At 76.9% G+C, this 13,946-nt stretch carries 13 protein-coding genes; 7 read left to right on the top strand and 6 right to left on the bottom strand.

Annotated features, from left to right (window positions below; all coding sequences use genetic code 11):
- Nucleotides 1-4: 4 nt before the first annotated feature.
- Together IF45_RS0127140 and IF45_RS34480 are read right to left on the bottom strand one after the other, a co-directional pair.
- Nucleotides 5-511, bottom strand: a complete 507-nt coding sequence (locus tag IF45_RS0127140) for an SUKH-3 domain-containing protein (RefSeq protein WP_018895349.1) — start codon at nucleotides 509-511, stop codon at nucleotides 5-7.
- Nucleotides 511-1,341 carry a YwqJ-related putative deaminase gene (locus tag IF45_RS34480; RefSeq protein ID WP_003950297.1) on the bottom strand — a complete coding sequence of 277 codons (831 nt, stop codon included), beginning with the start codon at nucleotides 1,339-1,341 and terminating at the stop codon, nucleotides 511-513. The genes IF45_RS0127140 and IF45_RS34480 overlap by 1 nt, the downstream gene beginning before the upstream one ends.
- Before the next feature lie 509 nt (nucleotides 1,342-1,850).
- Between IF45_RS34480 and IF45_RS0127130 the strand changes: the two genes are divergently transcribed.
- From IF45_RS0127130 to IF45_RS0127120, 3 genes are all read left to right on the top strand, one after another.
- Nucleotides 1,851-2,828, top strand: a complete 978-nt coding sequence (locus IF45_RS0127130) for an SMI1/KNR4 family protein (RefSeq protein WP_010643041.1) — start codon at nucleotides 1,851-1,853, stop codon at nucleotides 2,826-2,828.
- Between the two features lie 5 nt (nucleotides 2,829-2,833).
- Nucleotides 2,834-5,332: an SUKH-4 family immunity protein gene (locus IF45_RS0127125; RefSeq protein ID WP_030310074.1), complete on the top strand. Its 2,499-nt coding sequence runs from the start codon at nucleotides 2,834-2,836 to the stop codon at nucleotides 5,330-5,332.
- Between the two features lie 118 nt (nucleotides 5,333-5,450).
- Nucleotides 5,451-6,551: a MerR family transcriptional regulator gene (locus IF45_RS0127120; RefSeq protein WP_030310070.1), complete on the top strand. Its 1,101-nt coding sequence runs from the start codon at nucleotides 5,451-5,453 to the stop codon at nucleotides 6,549-6,551.
- 21 nt (nucleotides 6,552-6,572) lie between these two features.
- Here IF45_RS0127120 and IF45_RS0127115 read toward each other — a convergent pair whose 3' ends face one another.
- Together IF45_RS0127115 and IF45_RS0127110 are read right to left on the bottom strand one after the other, a co-directional pair.
- The gene (locus IF45_RS0127115) at nucleotides 6,573-6,980 is read right to left on the bottom strand and encodes a nuclear transport factor 2 family protein (protein WP_003950301.1); all 408 of its coding nucleotides are present in this window, start codon (nucleotides 6,978-6,980) and stop codon (nucleotides 6,573-6,575) included.
- Nucleotides 6,977-7,927 carry a phosphotransferase gene (locus IF45_RS0127110; protein ID WP_008412101.1) on the bottom strand — a complete coding sequence of 317 codons (951 nt, stop codon included), beginning with the start codon at nucleotides 7,925-7,927 and terminating at the stop codon, nucleotides 6,977-6,979. Before IF45_RS0127110 ends, IF45_RS0127115 begins: the two co-directional genes overlap by 4 nt.
- 73 nt (nucleotides 7,928-8,000) lie before the next feature.
- On the opposite strand from IF45_RS0127110, the gene IF45_RS0127105 reads away from it, so the two are divergent.
- The 3 genes from IF45_RS0127105 to IF45_RS0127095 all read left to right on the top strand — a co-directional run bounded on the left by IF45_RS0127105 (nucleotide 8,001) and on the right by IF45_RS0127095 (nucleotide 11,065).
- The gene (locus IF45_RS0127105; protein WP_008412103.1) at nucleotides 8,001-8,786 is read left to right on the top strand and encodes an SDR family NAD(P)-dependent oxidoreductase; all 786 of its coding nucleotides are present in this window, start codon (nucleotides 8,001-8,003) and stop codon (nucleotides 8,784-8,786) included.
- Nucleotides 8,787-8,981: 195 nt separating this feature from the next.
- On the top strand, nucleotides 8,982-9,935 hold the full coding sequence (locus IF45_RS0127100; RefSeq protein WP_030310068.1) for an LCP family protein: 954 nt from the start codon (nucleotides 8,982-8,984) through the stop codon (nucleotides 9,933-9,935).
- Between the two features lie 137 nt (nucleotides 9,936-10,072).
- Nucleotides 10,073-11,065, top strand: coding sequence for a hypothetical protein (locus tag IF45_RS0127095; RefSeq protein WP_015507263.1), 993 nt, complete (start codon nucleotides 10,073-10,075; stop codon nucleotides 11,063-11,065).
- 110 nt (nucleotides 11,066-11,175) lie between these two features.
- Here the strand turns inward: IF45_RS0127095 and IF45_RS0127090 are convergent, their stop codons facing one another.
- A complete protein-coding gene (locus IF45_RS0127090) occupies nucleotides 11,176-12,027 on the bottom strand; it encodes an alpha/beta fold hydrolase (protein WP_030310066.1) in 852 nt (283 codons plus the stop codon).
- Between the two features lie 160 nt (nucleotides 12,028-12,187).
- Here IF45_RS0127090 and IF45_RS0127085 point away from each other — a divergent pair, with 160 nt between their 5' ends.
- Nucleotides 12,188-13,156 (top strand): hypothetical protein, encoded by a 969-nt coding sequence (locus IF45_RS0127085; protein ID WP_030310064.1) that lies wholly within the window; start codon nucleotides 12,188-12,190, stop codon nucleotides 13,154-13,156.
- Here the strand turns inward: IF45_RS0127085 and IF45_RS0127080 are convergent.
- A complete protein-coding gene (locus IF45_RS0127080) occupies nucleotides 13,153-13,785 on the bottom strand; it encodes a histidine phosphatase family protein (protein ID WP_030310063.1) in 633 nt (210 codons plus the stop codon). The two genes, IF45_RS0127085 and IF45_RS0127080, sit on opposite strands and share 4 nt — an antisense overlap.
- Nucleotides 13,786-13,946 lie beyond the last annotated feature (161 nt).

Raw genomic sequence — 13,946 nt, 5'->3', positions numbered from 1 at the left:
CCCCTCATCCCGCTGTCAGTCGTATCGGGGGTGCTCCCGAGAGCAGGGTGGTGAGGGCGGCGTCGATGTCGGGGCCCAGGTACCAGTCGCCGGTGTGGTCGATGGCGTAGACGCGGCCCTCGGTGTCGATGGCGAGGAGGGACTGGGGGGCGGTGGTGTCGGCGGTGGTCTCCTCGCCGAGGGGGCAGAGTTCGGTTTCCAGGGCGCGGCCGAGGTCGGCGAGGGTGCGGGCCATGTGGAGGCCGGCCAGGGGGTCGATGCGGAAGGTGCTGGGGGTGAGCTGGCGGCCGGGGCCCTTGGGGGCGATGCGCAGGCCGCCGAACTCCGCCCAGGACTCGACGGCGGCGGGGGAGACGGTGTGCTCGTGGCCGCCGGGGGTGGTGTGGGCGCGGAGGGTGTCGGCCCAGATCTCGGCCTGCTTGATGTCCCAGCGGCCGGGCTGCCAGCCGGCGGCGCGCAGGGCGGCGTCCACGGTGATCGGGAACCGGGTCGTGGAGGTGCGGTTCGGCATCAGGGCTGGTCCGGGGTGGGGTCGACGACGTGGACGCCGAAGTGCGCGGCGAGCGCGGCGCAGCTGCGGCAGGGCGGGGCGAAGGCGCCGTGCTGGGGATCGCCGTCCTCGCGGATGCGGCGGGTGGTGAGTTTGGCGTGCTTGAGGGCCTTGCGGGCCTCGCCGACCGTCATCGGCTTACGGGCGGCCCGCTTGGAGCGCGTCTCGTCGGCGCCGGTGATGCGGCGCGAGATGAGGATCGTTTCAGCACACCGTCCGGTGAACCGTTCCCGCCGGTCGCTGGTGAGGGTGGCGAGGAAGTCCTCGACCAGCGGGTGCAGCTCGGGGGCCCGGTCGGCGCGGCCCGCCGTCGCCGTCAGGGTGAGTCCGCGGCAGGAGAGCGCGGCGGCGACCGCGGGCAGGATGCCGTCCCTGCGGTGGCGCAGGACCGGGACCGGCGCGGTGCTGCTCCAGCCGACCCGGGGGTCGCCCGACGCCTCCGGGGAGGGCGCCGGGGCCGGGACGCCGGGGGCGCCGGCGGCCGGTTCGGCGGCGGTGCCGGCGGTGAGGGTGAGGGTGGGGCCGCCGGCCGGGGGCGTGGCCGGGTCCCCGGTGCCGCCGCCGAAGCGGGCGGCCGGGCGGACCGGTGCCGGGGCGGTGAAGCCGAAGGGCCGGTCGGTGGTGCGGGGGCGGGTGGCCGCGCCGGGGTTCGGGGGCGCGGCGAGGTGGCCGGTGTGCCCGGGGCGTACGCCGGTGTGGTCGAGGCCCGGTGTGCGGCCGGGGGCCGGGCCGGGTCTGCCGGTCCGGCCGGCCGGTGTCTGGTCGTCGGTACTGCGCCTAGCGGTACGCATCGTGCTGCTCGTCCCTCCCGTGCCCGTGGTCGCCGCCACGGGTGTCACGCCCCCGGTTTGCGGGTCCAGCCTGCCAAATCGGGGGGCCCGGGGCGAAGCTGGGGCCGGGTTGCGGCGTACGTGTCGCGAGGTTGTGGCGGTGCGGGGACACGCCGCGCGCTCGGGGCGCACGACCGGTCCGCGGTCAAGAGGCGTACGCGGATCGGGTGTTGGTGCTGGTTGGGGCGGTGATGTGGCTTTCGTGGGGAGGTGGGTGGATGGGGTGGGGGAGGGGTGCGCGGGTCCCACGGAGGGAGGTGGGGGCGCAAGCGCGTACGAAGGGGGTGCAACCGGTGTCAGGAGGGTGGGCGTCGCACTCAGGGGTGGTCCCCGCGCGGGTGGGCGGGGGCTGCCGTGACGGCCGTGCCACCGCTTGTGACGGGGGCGGGCGGCCGGTGACCCGGCCCGGTACCACCGCATAGGCTGTCGCTGTCCGCGAATCAAACACAGTGCCGCAGGGGGCAACCGCCATGACGACAGGTCGGCTCGGGCAGCAGGCCGCGCCGCCGAACGCGGCCTACGCCGGGCAGGTCGTGCACTTCCCGGACCCGGTCCGCGCGAAGCGCCACCCCGCCGGGGTACGCGTCGACGGTGACGGCTACCCGGACTTCACGCCGTACGCGCGTGCGGCCGTGGAGATCGCCGATCCGCCCGAGGGCTTCGGCGTGGACGAACTGCGACTGACGGACTACGTGTCGGCCAACGCGGCACTCGCCGCCGCCGGTCACGAACTGTGGGAGACCCTGCCGGCCGTCGCCACCCCGCACGGCTGGACCTGGCACCACGTCGCGCGCACCCGGCGCCTCCAGCTGGTCCCGGTCGAGGTCAAGGCGCTGCTGCGGCACCACGCGGGGCTCGCCACCACCGCCGTCGACCACGGCAAGCGCGGCACCCGCCCGCTCCAGGAGACCCGGCCCGCCCACTTCGCCCTGCCCAAGGGGGCCACGGCCGTCAGCGAGCAGCAGGTGCTGGCCGCCGAGGAGGACCTCGGCTACCGGCTGCCCGGCGCCTACCGCGACTTCCTCAAGGCGGCGGGCGGCTGCGCCCCCGCCGGGGTGGCGCTCGACGCGGAGCTGGGTCTCCTCGTCGACCAGCCCTTCCTGACCCTGCGCGACCAGGCCGCCGCCAACGACCTGGTGTACGCCAACAAGTGCCTGCGCGACCACCTCACCAAGGACTACCTGGGCGTCGCCTTCGTCCAGGGCGGCCTGCTCGCGGTGAAGGTGCGCGGGGAGCGCACCGGTTCGGTGTGGTTCTGCGCCTACGACGACGCACGCGACCAGGACGGCTGGTCGGTGCAGGACCGTGTGGAGCGGCTGCTGCTGCCCTGCGGTGACGACTTCGACGCGTTCCTGGACCGGCTGGCGGGCAGCCCGCCGGAGCTGGAGACCGTGGCCAACCTGATGGTGGACGGCGGCTTCGCCGAGGCCGTCCCGGTGGAGGGGTGAGCCCGATGGTGACCTTCGCACAGGCGCAGGAGCGCGCCGACGCATGGATCAACGCCGACCTGCCCGCGTACCAGCACCGCGAGGTCCAGGTCCGCGAGTTCGACCTGGGGTTCGTGGTGTGGGCCGAGGACCGCGCGGGCGGGCCCGTCTCGGACGGCGGCCGCCAGCGCCTGGTCATCGCCCGCGACAGCGGCGACACCACCCTCTGGCCGGGCCTGCCGGTCGGCGAGGTGATCCGCCGCTACGAGGAGGAGTACGGCCGCGCCGGACAGGCCGACGAGCCGCCCGCCCCGCCGCGCAGCAACGACCTCGAACAGACCTCCTTCCTGCTGAGCCCGCCCGAATGGCTCCAGGAGGCCGCCGACAAGCTCGGCATCCCGGACCACCGCGCGGAGTCCGCCGGCACGGGCGGGGGTTCGGGCACGGGCACGGGTGCGGGCGTTCCCGCCGCGCCCCCCGCTCCCCAGCCGCCCGCCGAGCCCGCCCCGCCCGGGGGCACGCCGGGTGGCGGTACGCCGTGGCCCGCCGCCGCCCAGGTGGACGGTGCGTCCGCCGAGGCGACCCCGTGGGCCGGTACGGACACCAGTGAGGCCGACGACGACCGGGCCGTGCCCGCGCCCGCCACCGTCTTCGCCCCGCCGCTCAGCGGCGACGACGACGAGCGCACCCCGCCGCCCGGGGTCTCCCCGGAGGCCAAGACGGCGCTGATCTCCGGCGGCTCCGCCCTGCCGTCCACCGCCGTCGTCCCCGCCCAGGACATCCCGGCCGCCCCGCCGGCCGGCGTCCCCTCGGCGCCCGCCGCCCCGCCCGCGCCCGAGCCGGGCCGCCCGGTCCCGCCCGGCGCCGAGGACATCGCGGACGCCGCCACCAGCAAGGCCCAGGCCGCCCCGCGCGGCCCCCGCAACACCGGTGCCACCCCGCCCCCGCCGCCCGGCCCGCCCGGCGCCCCCGGTGCGCAGGGCGGAGCCGAGTCGCAGGGCGGCGGCGCGGCCTACCTGCCGACGCAACTCGCCTCCCAGCTGCCGGAGTCGGCCGCCTCCGGCACGTCCGGCGGCCCCGGCACCCCGCCGCCCCCGGCCCCGCCCGGCGCCCCGGGCACGCCTCCGGGCGGCGTCCACCACGCGGCGACGATGCTGGCCGGGCCCAACCCGGGCCAGGGCGGCAATGTGCCGCAGCCGCCCGGCCCGCCCGGAGCCCCCGGCACCGGCACCCCGCCGCCCCCGCCCGGCGCCCCGGGCACCCCGCCCGGCGGGGTCCACCACGCCGCGACGATGCTGGCCGGCCCCAACCCGGGCCAGAGCGGCAACGTCCCGCAGCCTCCAGGCCCGCCCGGGGCCCCCGGTACCGGCACCCCGCCGCCCCCGGCCGCCCCCGGCACCCCGCCCGGCGGGGTCCACCACGCCGCGACGATGCTGGCCGGGCCCAACCCGGGCCAGGGCGGCAACGTCCCGCAGCCCCCCGGCCCGCCCGGACCCCCGCCGCAGGCTCCCGGCGCCGGCTACGGCTACCCCCAGCAGCCCGTCGGCCTGCCCACCGTGGGCCCCGGCTACCAGGCGGTGCTGCGCTACCGCGCCCAGGACGGTTCCGAGCAGCAGCTCATCCGCCGCTCCGCGCCCGGCACCCCGCACCCCGAGTGGCAGATGCTGCACGAGCTGCGGGCGATGGGCGTACCGCCGCAGCAGGTGCTGGAGCTCCACACCGAGCTGGAGTCCTGCGAACTGCCCGGCGCCTACTGCGCCCGGATGATCCGCGAGACCTTCCCGCAGGCCCGGATCACCTCCATCGCCCCGTACGGCCGCGACCACGCCTCCCGCCAGGAAGGTATGCGTCAACTGCTGGAGCACCAGGGGGAGTTGCACCAGGTCGCGGACGGTCCCGCGCGTCCGGCGCCGGTGCGTGCGCCGCTGCCGCCGGTGCCGCCGGCGCCGCAGGTCGGCCCGGACGTCATCGCCCAGGAGCTGGCCGGTGCCCTCGGCCCGCAGGGCGTCTTCCGCTTCGACCAGCACGCCGTCTCCCGGCAGGGCGTCCCGGACGTCGTCGCGCACACCCTGGTCTGGGCGGGGCTGCCGCTGGACCTCGGCCCGTTCTTCTGGGCCCAGGCCCAGCCCGGCCGCCCCGTCCCGACTCTCGCCGAACTGGCCCAGGAGCGCGGCGTGCAGCCCGCCTCCGACGCCGGGTCGTACCTGGTGATGGGGAGCGACTTCGGCAAGGCGCTCTGCGTCCAGTACGGCACCGCGCACATCGTGGCGGTGCCGGTGGAGGCGGGGCCCGGCGGGGCGCCCGTGCCGCCGCAGTTCGTCAACACCGGGCTGCCTGAGTTCGTCCGCTGCCTGGCCCTGCTGGCCCGCATGTGGCGGCTGCGCTTCGGCCTCAACCAGGAACAGGCCGGCCGCTGGACGGTCGACTTCCAGGCCCAGCTGGCCGCCCTCGACCCGGCGGCGCTCGGCTCGCCGGAGAACTGGTGGTCGGTGGTCCTGGAGCAGATGTGGGACGGGCTCTTCTGACCCCGGCCCGCCGCTGAACCCGCCCAGGCCCCCGTACGCGCACCGCGTACGGGGGCCCGCGCTTGACCCTGACGTGACGTCAGGCGGCACCGTGGCAGGCGTGGAGGAACACTGGACCGTGGGACGCGTCGCCGAGCTGGCCGGCGTGAGCGTCCGCACGCTGCATCACTACGACAGGATCGGACTCGTCCGTCCCTCGGCGCGGACCCCGGCCGGGTACCGGGCCTACCGGGCGGGCGACATGGAGCGGCTGCGGGAGGTGCTGGCCTACCGGCGGCTGGGGTTCGGGCTGCGGGAGGTCGCGGAACTGGTCGACGACCCGTCCGCCGACGCCCTCGCCCACCTGCGCCGCCTGCGGGGCCTGCTGCGGGAGCGGCGCGACCTCGCCGACGCCATGGTGACCGCCATCGACCGGGAGATCGCGGCGCGGGCGGAGGGCGTGACGGTGACCCCCGAGGAGCAACTGGGTCTGCTGGGAGCCCGGCTGTACGACGCGATCGGCGGCGCCTACCTGGCGACCCGGCGTACTGAGCCGAGGTTCGCCGCGCAGATCGGGGAGGCGCTGGGGGACGCCCGGACGGTGGTGAACGTCGGGGCCGGCACCGGCTCCTACGAGCCCGCCGGCCGGGAGGTGACGGCGGTGGAGCCCTCGGCGGTCATGCGCGCGCAGCGGCCCGCCGGTTCGGCGCCGTGCGTGGCCGCCGCCGCGGAGCGCCTGCCGTTCGCCGACCACGCCTTCGATGTCGCGATGGCCGTCTCCACCGTGCACCACTGGGAGGACCCGGTGGCGGGGCTGCGCGAGATGCGGCGCGTGGCCCGGCGCGTGGTGGTGCTGACCTTCGAGACCGACGAGCCGGGGTGGCGGGACCGGTTCTGGCTCACCCGGGACTACCTGCCCGAGTTCGCCGCCGTGCTCGCGGACTTCCCCTCGCTGCGCGGGATGGCCGAGGCGATCGGCGGCGCCCGGGCCGAGCCGGTGCCCGTCCCGTGGGACTGCGCCGACGGCCTCTTCGAGGCGTACTGGCGCCGCCCCGAGGCGTACCTGGAGGAGCGTGTACGCCGGGCGGTGTCGGTGTGGACGAGGGTCGGGCCCGAGGCCGAGCGGCGGGCGGTGCGGCGCCTCGGGGACGACCTGCGGTCCGGCCGGTGGGCCGAGCGCAACGGCGACCTCGCCTCCCTCGACGCGGCCGATCTCGGCCTCCGCCTGCTCGTGGCCTGAGGGGGGCGGCCGCGTCCGGCCTCAGGTGTCCGAGGCCGGTGTGCCCTGGTGGAAGTACATCCGCCAGCGCTCCCCGTCCTCCGCCAGCCGCCACAGCGAGGTGCGCCGGGCCCGGCGCTGCCCGCGCACCGTCACGAACCGGAGCTGGACCCAGCCGGGGGCGAGCAGCGTGCCGGTCATCTCCAGGACCTCGGCGCCCGGGGTGCCGGCGTCCTCGAAGGTGGGCAGGGCGGCCAGGACGGCGTCGCGGGTCCAGAGGGTGCCGGAGGCGCCGATCTCGGTGAACTCGGGGTCGAGGAGGCGGGCCGCCTCGGCGGGATCGGCGCGGACCCCGGGCGTGAGCAGGGCGAGTTCGCCCTCGACGGCGGCGGCGACGGAGTCGCCGGGGGACCAGCTCCGGCGAGCCGTCGGCTGCCCGGAGCCCGTCATCGCTCCACCCCGCCCGCGAACGGCGTCTGCCGCCACGTCTCCACCAGCGGTGTCAGGTACTCCACCAGCACGGGAAGCCGGGGCGCCAGGGCCAGCGCCGTGATCTCGCGCAGCCGGCCCACGGCGTCGGCGAAGCGCAGCACCCGCTCGTCGAGGCGGCGGATACCCGCCTCCGCCGCGCCTTGGTCGTACGCCGCGCAGAGTTCGGGGCCGAGCGTGGCCAGGTCCCACTCCACCGGGCCCAGGGTGAGGAGTTCGAAGTCGGCGTACAGGTCTCCGGCGGTGCCGTGGAAGAGGTTGGCGGGCGGGCAGTCGCCGTGGACCGGCTGGAGTTCGATGCCGGGGAAGGCGGCCTCGAAGGCGGTGCGGGAGCGGACCAGGGGTTCCAGGAGCTGCCATTCGCGGCGGGCGCGGTCCACGTCGTCCGGGGCGAGGAGGTCGGGGCGGGTGGCGAGGAGGCCGAGGGAGGCGGAGAGGGAGTCGGGGTCGGCGGTGGAGAGGAAGGAGAGGTCGCCGGGGTAGGTCCGCAGCGCGGCGTGGAGGGCGGCGGTGCGGTGGGAGTTGGCGGCGTAGTCGGGGACCCGGTCGCGGTCCTCCTCGACGTACTGCCAGAAGGTGAGGGGGAAGCCGTCGCGGGTGACGGGGCGGCGCGGGACGAGCGGGCTGGGCGGGATGACCGGGGTGCCCTGGGCGTCGAGCCAGTGGGCCACGTCGAGTTCCGCCTGCTGGCGGCGGGCGAGCGCTTCCGGTGTCTCGGCCGGCGGCAGGACGACGGGGACGCGGGCGACGACGGGCGAGGGGGCGAGGTGGACGACGACCGAGAAGAGGTCGTGCAGAACCCTCGGCCCGGTCACGGTCAGGCCGAGGGCGCGGCCCGCGGCGACGGCGGCGTCCACGGCGGAGGCGGTGCGGCGGGCGAGCTCTTCAGGGGTGGCGAAGCCGGTCATGGTGACACCGTTCCACGAGGGGCGCCCGCGGCGGAAACGGATAAGGGCGCCGGAGGTGGGTAGCCCCCGGCCCATGAGGCGATTCGAGGGATACGGGGCGCTGGTCACCGGCGCCGGACAGGGGATCGGGGAGGCCGTCGCGCGGCGGCTGGCCGGTGAGGGCGCGCGGGTGCTCGTCACCGACCGGGACGGCGAGCGGGCCCGGAAGGTGGCGGCCGCACTGCGCGGGGAGGGAGGCCAGGCGCGGGCACTCGCCTGCGACGTCGCGGACCGGACGGCGGTCGAGGCGGCCGTGGCGTACGCGGTCGAGAGCTTCGGCGGGCTCGACGTGCTGGTCAACAACGCCTGCTCGGCCGGGCAGGACACCCCGCTCTTCGAGGACGGCAGCGACGAGGTCTGGGAACGGGACCTGGACATCACCCTCACCGGCGCCTACCGCTGCGCCCGCGCCGCCCTGCCCCACCTCGCGGCCGCCCCGGACGGGCGCGGGGCCGTGGTCAGTATCGGCTCGGTCAACGGGGAGCAGGACTTCGGCGGCCACGCGTACAGCGCCGCCAAGGCCGGGCTCGCCGGCCTGACCCGGACGCTGGCGGGGCACGCGGGACCGCGCGGGGTGCGGGTCAACCTGGTCGCCCCGGGGACGATCGCCACCCCGGCGTGGGCCGGGCGGGAGGCGTCCCTCGAAGCGGCGGCGGGGCACTATCCGCTGGGCCGGATCGGCCGGCCCGAGGACGTCGCGGCGGCCGTGGCCTTCCTCGCCTCGCGGGACGCCGCCTGGATCACCGGGATCACGCTGCCCGTGGACGGCGGCATCCTCCACAGCAACCAGGGGCTGGCCCGGGTGCTGCGGGGGACGTGACCCGGCGCGGCGGCGCGGGGGCGGGCGTAGGCCATCTGCCCGTCCCGCCCTGCGCCCCACCCCGGGCCGCCGGATCATGCCGACATGACGGGCGCTGGTGAGGCAGGAGCGGGAGCGGCGGGCGGCTGGTCCCCGCCCACCACGCACGGGCCGGGGCCGGGCGGCGGGCGCGGGCGACGGCGGCGGTGGCCGTGGGTGGTGCTGTGGACGGTGGTGGCGCTGGCCGTGGTGGTGGCCGGGGCGGGGACGGCGGTGTACTTCTGGGCCGACGGGCGGGTGCGGACCACGGAGGCCTTCGGGGAGTACGCGGGACGGCCGAAGGCCGGGAAGGGCACCGACTGGCTGCTGATCGGCTCGGACAGCCGCGCCACACTCACCCCGGAGCAGCGCCGCGAGCTGCACGTCGGCTCGAACGAGGTGCGCAACACCGACACCCTCATGATCGTCCACCAGGGGGACCGCGGCACGACCATGGTCTCGCTGCCCCGCGACTCCTACGTGGCGATCCCCGGGCACGGGCAGGGCAAGATCAACTCGGCCTTCGCGCTGGGCGGGCCGAAGCTGCTGACCCGCACCGTCGAGCAGGCGACGGGGCTGCGGCTGGACCACTTCGCCGAGGTCGACTTCCTCGGCTTCGTCGACGTGGTGGACGCGCTCGGCGGGGTGCGGATCTGCGTACCGGCGGGCGGGCAGCGCGACGAGCGGTCGGGGGCGGACTTCACGGCCGGCTGCCAGGAGATGGACGGCGTCCAGGCGCTCTCCTACGTACGGGCCCGCTACAGCGACCCCGAAGGCGACCTCGGCCGGGTGCGGCGCCAGCGGCAGCTGGTCTCGGCCGTGGCCGAGAAGGCGTCGAGCCCGGCGGTGGCGCTCAACCCGTGGCGGGCCGGCCCCTTCCTCTCCGCCTCCCTCGACGCCGTCACCGTCGACCGTGGGGCCGACGTGCGCGACCTCTTCCGGCTCGGGCGGGGGCTGCGGGGCGCGGCCGACGGCCCCGAGGGCACAGGGCGGGCGCTGACCGTCCCGCTCCAGTCCGAGGGGGAGGTCCCGGGCGCCGGGGACGTGGTCGTCTGGGACCGCCGGAGAGCCGGGGAGCTCTTCGCGGCACTCCGCGAAGATCGCCCGATTCCGACTTCTGACCTGAAATGACGCATCCTTGAGCGAAAGGATGTGGATACGGTGCCCACGGTGGTGCCGTGGCCGTCGCGCGGCGGCCGGCCCGGGAGGCCGGGCGGGCGGCGCGGCGTGGCACGAGCGGTTCCGGGCGGACCGGGAGGAATCGGACGATGAGCAGTACACCGGCGTCGCCGCACGGCTTCGCGACGGTACGGGGACGCGGCTACCGCCCGGCCCAGGCCGACCAGTACGTCGCCGCCCTGGAACGGGAGCGCGACGAGGCGTACGCGGAGGCCGAACGGCTCACCGCCCTCGCCGAAGGGCTCGGCGCCGAGGCCGCCACCCTCGCCGAGACCGTCGCCACCCTCCCCGAACCCACCTACGACAACCTCGGCGAGCGCGCCCAGCGCCTCTACGCCCTCGTCCAGGAGCAGTCCGAGGCCCTGGACGCGGCCGGCCGGGCCGAGGCCGCCGCCCTCACCGCCGCCGCCGAGCAGGCCGCCGCCGACCTGCGCGAGGCCGCCCGCCGGTACGCCGCCGAGACCCGCGCCGAGGCCGAGCGGCAGGCCGACGACCGCCTCGCCGCCGCCCGCGCCGAGGCCCACCAGCTGCTCACCGACGCCCGCGCCGAGGCCCAGGCCGAGCGGGCGGCGGCGGAAGCCGCCCTCGACGAGGCCCGGCAGCTGACCGCCCGTACCCTCGCCGGCCAGGAGCGCGACCTCGCCGCCCGGGAGGCCGAGGCCGAGCGCGAGCTGGACGAGCGGGACACCGTGGCACGCGGCCACGAGGGCGCCCTCGACGACCACGGCGACGCCGTCCTCGCCGACGCCCGCCGCCGCCACGCCGAGGCCGAGGAAACGGTACGCCGCACCGACCAGGAGGCCCAGACCCAGGCCGCCGAACTCCTCCAGCGGGCCCAGGCCACCGCCGACCGCGTCGCCACCGAGGCCGAACGCCTCGTCCGCGACCACGAGGAGCAGCGCGAGGCACTCCGCGCCCGCATGGAACACATCCGGACAGCCCTGGCCGCCCTCACCGGGCGCGGCGTCGTCGGGCTGCCGGCGGCTCCGGAGACCGAGGACGCCACCTCCGACGCCCCGCCCGTGCTCCCCGGGGCACGGCGCGAGCAGCCGGGCGACGGGGCGGAGCCGGACGTGGCGTGAGGCGGGGCGGGGCAGGGGCAGGGGCCCTGAGTCCCCCCCTGCCCTGAGCGGCTCGCCGCCCCGTAGCGTGCGGCGGCGGGGCGGGTGACCCGGGAGGCCGTGCCGCCGGTTCAGGACGCGCGCCGCCCCAGGAACCCCGCCACCGCCGAGGCGAACCCCCGCGGATCGTCCACCCACGGGAAGTGGCTGACCCCCGGCAGGACCGTCAGCCGGGCGTCCGGGAAGAGGGCGGCGTACGAAGTGACGGCCTCGGGGGGCGAGTTCAGGTCGAGTTCGCCCGCGACGAGGAGGGCCGGGCGGGCGAAGGCGGCCAGGGCGGCGCGGGTGGCCGGCGGGTCGAAGGCGCCCTCGGAGCCGTAGGTGGCGGCGGCCTCGGTGCCGCGCCAGGGGGTGCCGAGGGCGCGGTGGGCGCGGGCCTCGTCGTCCCAGCGGGCGTACATGAACGGTGCCATGGCCTCCCAGGACGCGGAGGTGGCGCGACCCGCCGCCACCTCCTGCAGCGCCGCGTACGCCTCCGGGAACCACGGCTCGCCCTCGCGCAGCCGGGCCGTCTTCGCGCGTACGGGCCCGGGGACGTCCACGTCGACCGCGAAGGTGCTCGGGGTGACCAGGACCAGCCGGTCGACGCGGTCCGGGTGCCGCTCGGCGTAGCGGACGGCCAGGTTGGCCCCGGCGGAGTGCCCCAGCAGGTCGACCCGGTCCACACCGAGGTGGCGCCGGAGCGCCTCCACGTCCGCGACGAGCCGGTCACAGCGGTACGAGCCGGGATCGGCCGGAACCCCGGAGGCGCCGGTGCCGCGCAGGTCCAGCCCGGTCAGCCGCCGGCGGGCGGTGAGCCCGCCGAGGTCACCGAGGTAGGCGGCCGGGTGGAACGGCCCGCCGGGCAGGCAGACGAGGGGCGGACCCTCACCAGCGGCGTGGTAGGCGAGAGGGGTGCCGTCGGGGGCGGTGAAGGTGGGCATGGGGTGGGATTGTGCCATCGCTCCTGCCCCGGCGTTCCTGGCTGTGGGCGTGCCCGGCCTTGGAGGGGCGGCCGGCGCCGGGGAGCGGAACAATCCGGTTGGCCGGGGCCCCGCGCTTGGCAAGAATGCGCGCAGCGCGCGGCGGCGGGAGGGGCAGGGGTTGGACGTCTTCGTCTGTGCGGGGTGCGAAGCCGTGCTGTCGGCGCCCGTGGCGCGGGTGGCGTTGCCCGTCCACGCCCGGCAGCGGTGGGGGCACTCGCTGATGCCGGTGCTGATGGAGTCCGGTACGTACGCCGTGGACCCGGAGCCGGGCGGTCCGGCCGGCGCGGCGGTGCTCGCCCCCGGTGATCTGCGCGGGACCGTGCTGCTCCCCGAACGCTGCGACGGCTGCTGCGGTTCGGCCGGCGGTGACGGCCCCAACCTGGCCTGCGCGCGCTGCGGGCTGCCGGTGGCCACCCGGGTCGACGACTGCGGGTACTGGCAGGAGGTGTGGTGCGATCCGGGGGCCACCCGGGTCGTCCCGGGGGCGGACGCCGAAGTCCCCTCACGCTGGGCGGATTTGGCCGAGGAGTGTGCGCCGCTGCCGCCCGTCGCGCCGGAAGGATGGTGGGACCCGCGCTGGGCCGCGGCGGTCGGGGCCGCGCTGGCCGGGGTGGTGGCGCTGTCCGGCGGCAGGCCCGTGGCCGTGGAGCCCGGGCCGCTCGCGGTGACCCTCGGCCGTGCGGTGGACGCCCTGCTGCCGCCGGGCCCGCCCGGACGGACCGTGCTCCCGGCCGGGCCCGGGCTGCCGGTGCCGGAGGACCCGCGCGCCCTGGCCCTCGTACCGGTCCATCCCCGGACCGGCGAGGTGTGGCCCTGTCCCGGCGGGGTCGACGGGGTGCCGCTGGACGCGGCGGTCTGGCTCCACGTGGCGCAGGGGCCGGACGAACTGCCTCACCCTGCGGCCGGGCGGGTCCCCGCCGGGGTCCACCGGGACGAGCCGCTGCCCCTGCGGCCCCTGACGCTCTTCCGGGCCGACCTCGACGTCTTCCTGCGGACCCTGTCCCGGCTGCCCGCCTTCCACGAACCCTGGCTGCGGCGGATCCACGAGGAGGTGCGGGGGCGGGGGTACGCGGGGGCGCCGTTCTAGGGGATGTCCAGGTGGCGGGTGTCGCCCAGGGCGGCCAGGCGGCGGTTGTGGAAGTAGTCGTCCTCGTGGAGCGTCGTGATGCTGCCGGGAGCCGCGCCGAAAGCGGCGTGACCGGCCGCTTCGAGGGGGAACTTGATCCAGGCGGTCACCACGAAGGTCAGGGAGCCGCCGTGGGTCACGATGATCTGGTGCTCGGCGGGGCTGCTCAGGATGTCGTCCATGGCCGCGTGGACGCGCCGGGCACAGGCCGCCTTGGTCTCCGCGCCCGGTACGCCCTCGTCGTGGTCCATCCGTTCCCCGGTGGCCGGGGGCGGGACGAAGCGCCGGTCCAGCCACGCCTGCGGCCTGCCCTCCGCCTCGCCGTAGGACTTCTCCCGCAGGCGCGAATCCCAGACCGGTCGCAGGCCGAGGAGTGAGGCCACCGGCTCGGCGGTCTGCCGGCAGCGTCGCAGGTCCGAGGAGTACAGCTCGACCTCGGCCTCCGGGGGAATCCGGGAGCGCAGGGCGCGGGCGGCGCGGGCTGCCGCACGGGTGCCCGCACCGGTCAACTCCGAGTCGTGCCAGCCGCCGACGACGCCTTCGACGTGGTGGGTCGCCTCCGGGTGGGTGACGACGTACAGAGTGCGCACGGGACCGGCCTCCTGCGAGTTCTCTTTTGTCGGGGGACTTCCCATCTTCCCTTCCCGCACGCCCAGTTGTGTCCCTCCGGTCACCCCCCGCTCCCGTGGTTCGGGGAGGGTGAGTTGGGCATGTCAAAGCTGCTTGTGTCCGTGTGTCATCCCCCCACCGT

This window comes from Streptomyces albidoflavus, assembly GCF_000719955.1.
Taxonomy (GTDB): Bacteria; Actinomycetota; Actinomycetes; order Streptomycetales; family Streptomycetaceae; genus Streptomyces; species Streptomyces albidoflavus.
The sequence above is the reverse complement of the archived record's forward strand: the minus strand, read 5'-3'. Positions and strand labels throughout refer to the sequence as shown.

Bases quoted from the DNA above. Each gene is read 5' to 3' on its own strand.
- IF45_RS0127095 (WP_015507263.1), top strand. From the start codon at position 10,073: ATGAGCAGTACACCGGCGTCGCCGCACGGCTTCGCGACGGTACGGGGA.
- IF45_RS0127140 (WP_018895349.1), bottom strand. From the start codon at position 511: ATGCCGAACCGCACCTCCACGACCCGGTTCCCGATCACCGTGGACGCC.
- IF45_RS0127090 (WP_030310066.1), bottom strand. From the start codon at position 12,027: ATGCCCACCTTCACCGCCCCCGACGGCACCCCTCTCGCCTACCACGCC.
- IF45_RS0127105 (WP_008412103.1), top strand. From the start codon at position 8,001: ATGAGGCGATTCGAGGGATACGGGGCGCTGGTCACCGGCGCCGGACAG.
- IF45_RS0127125 (WP_030310074.1), top strand. From the start codon at position 2,834: ATGGTGACCTTCGCACAGGCGCAGGAGCGCGCCGACGCATGGATCAAC.
- IF45_RS0127130 (WP_010643041.1), top strand. From the start codon at position 1,851: ATGACGACAGGTCGGCTCGGGCAGCAGGCCGCGCCGCCGAACGCGGCC.
- IF45_RS34480 (WP_003950297.1), bottom strand. From the start codon at position 1,341: ATGCGTACCGCTAGGCGCAGTACCGACGACCAGACACCGGCCGGCCGG.
- IF45_RS0127115 (WP_003950301.1), bottom strand. From the start codon at position 6,980: ATGACGGGCTCCGGGCAGCCGACGGCTCGCCGGAGCTGGTCCCCCGGC.
- IF45_RS0127110 (WP_008412101.1), bottom strand. From the start codon at position 7,927: ATGACCGGCTTCGCCACCCCTGAAGAGCTCGCCCGCCGCACCGCCTCC.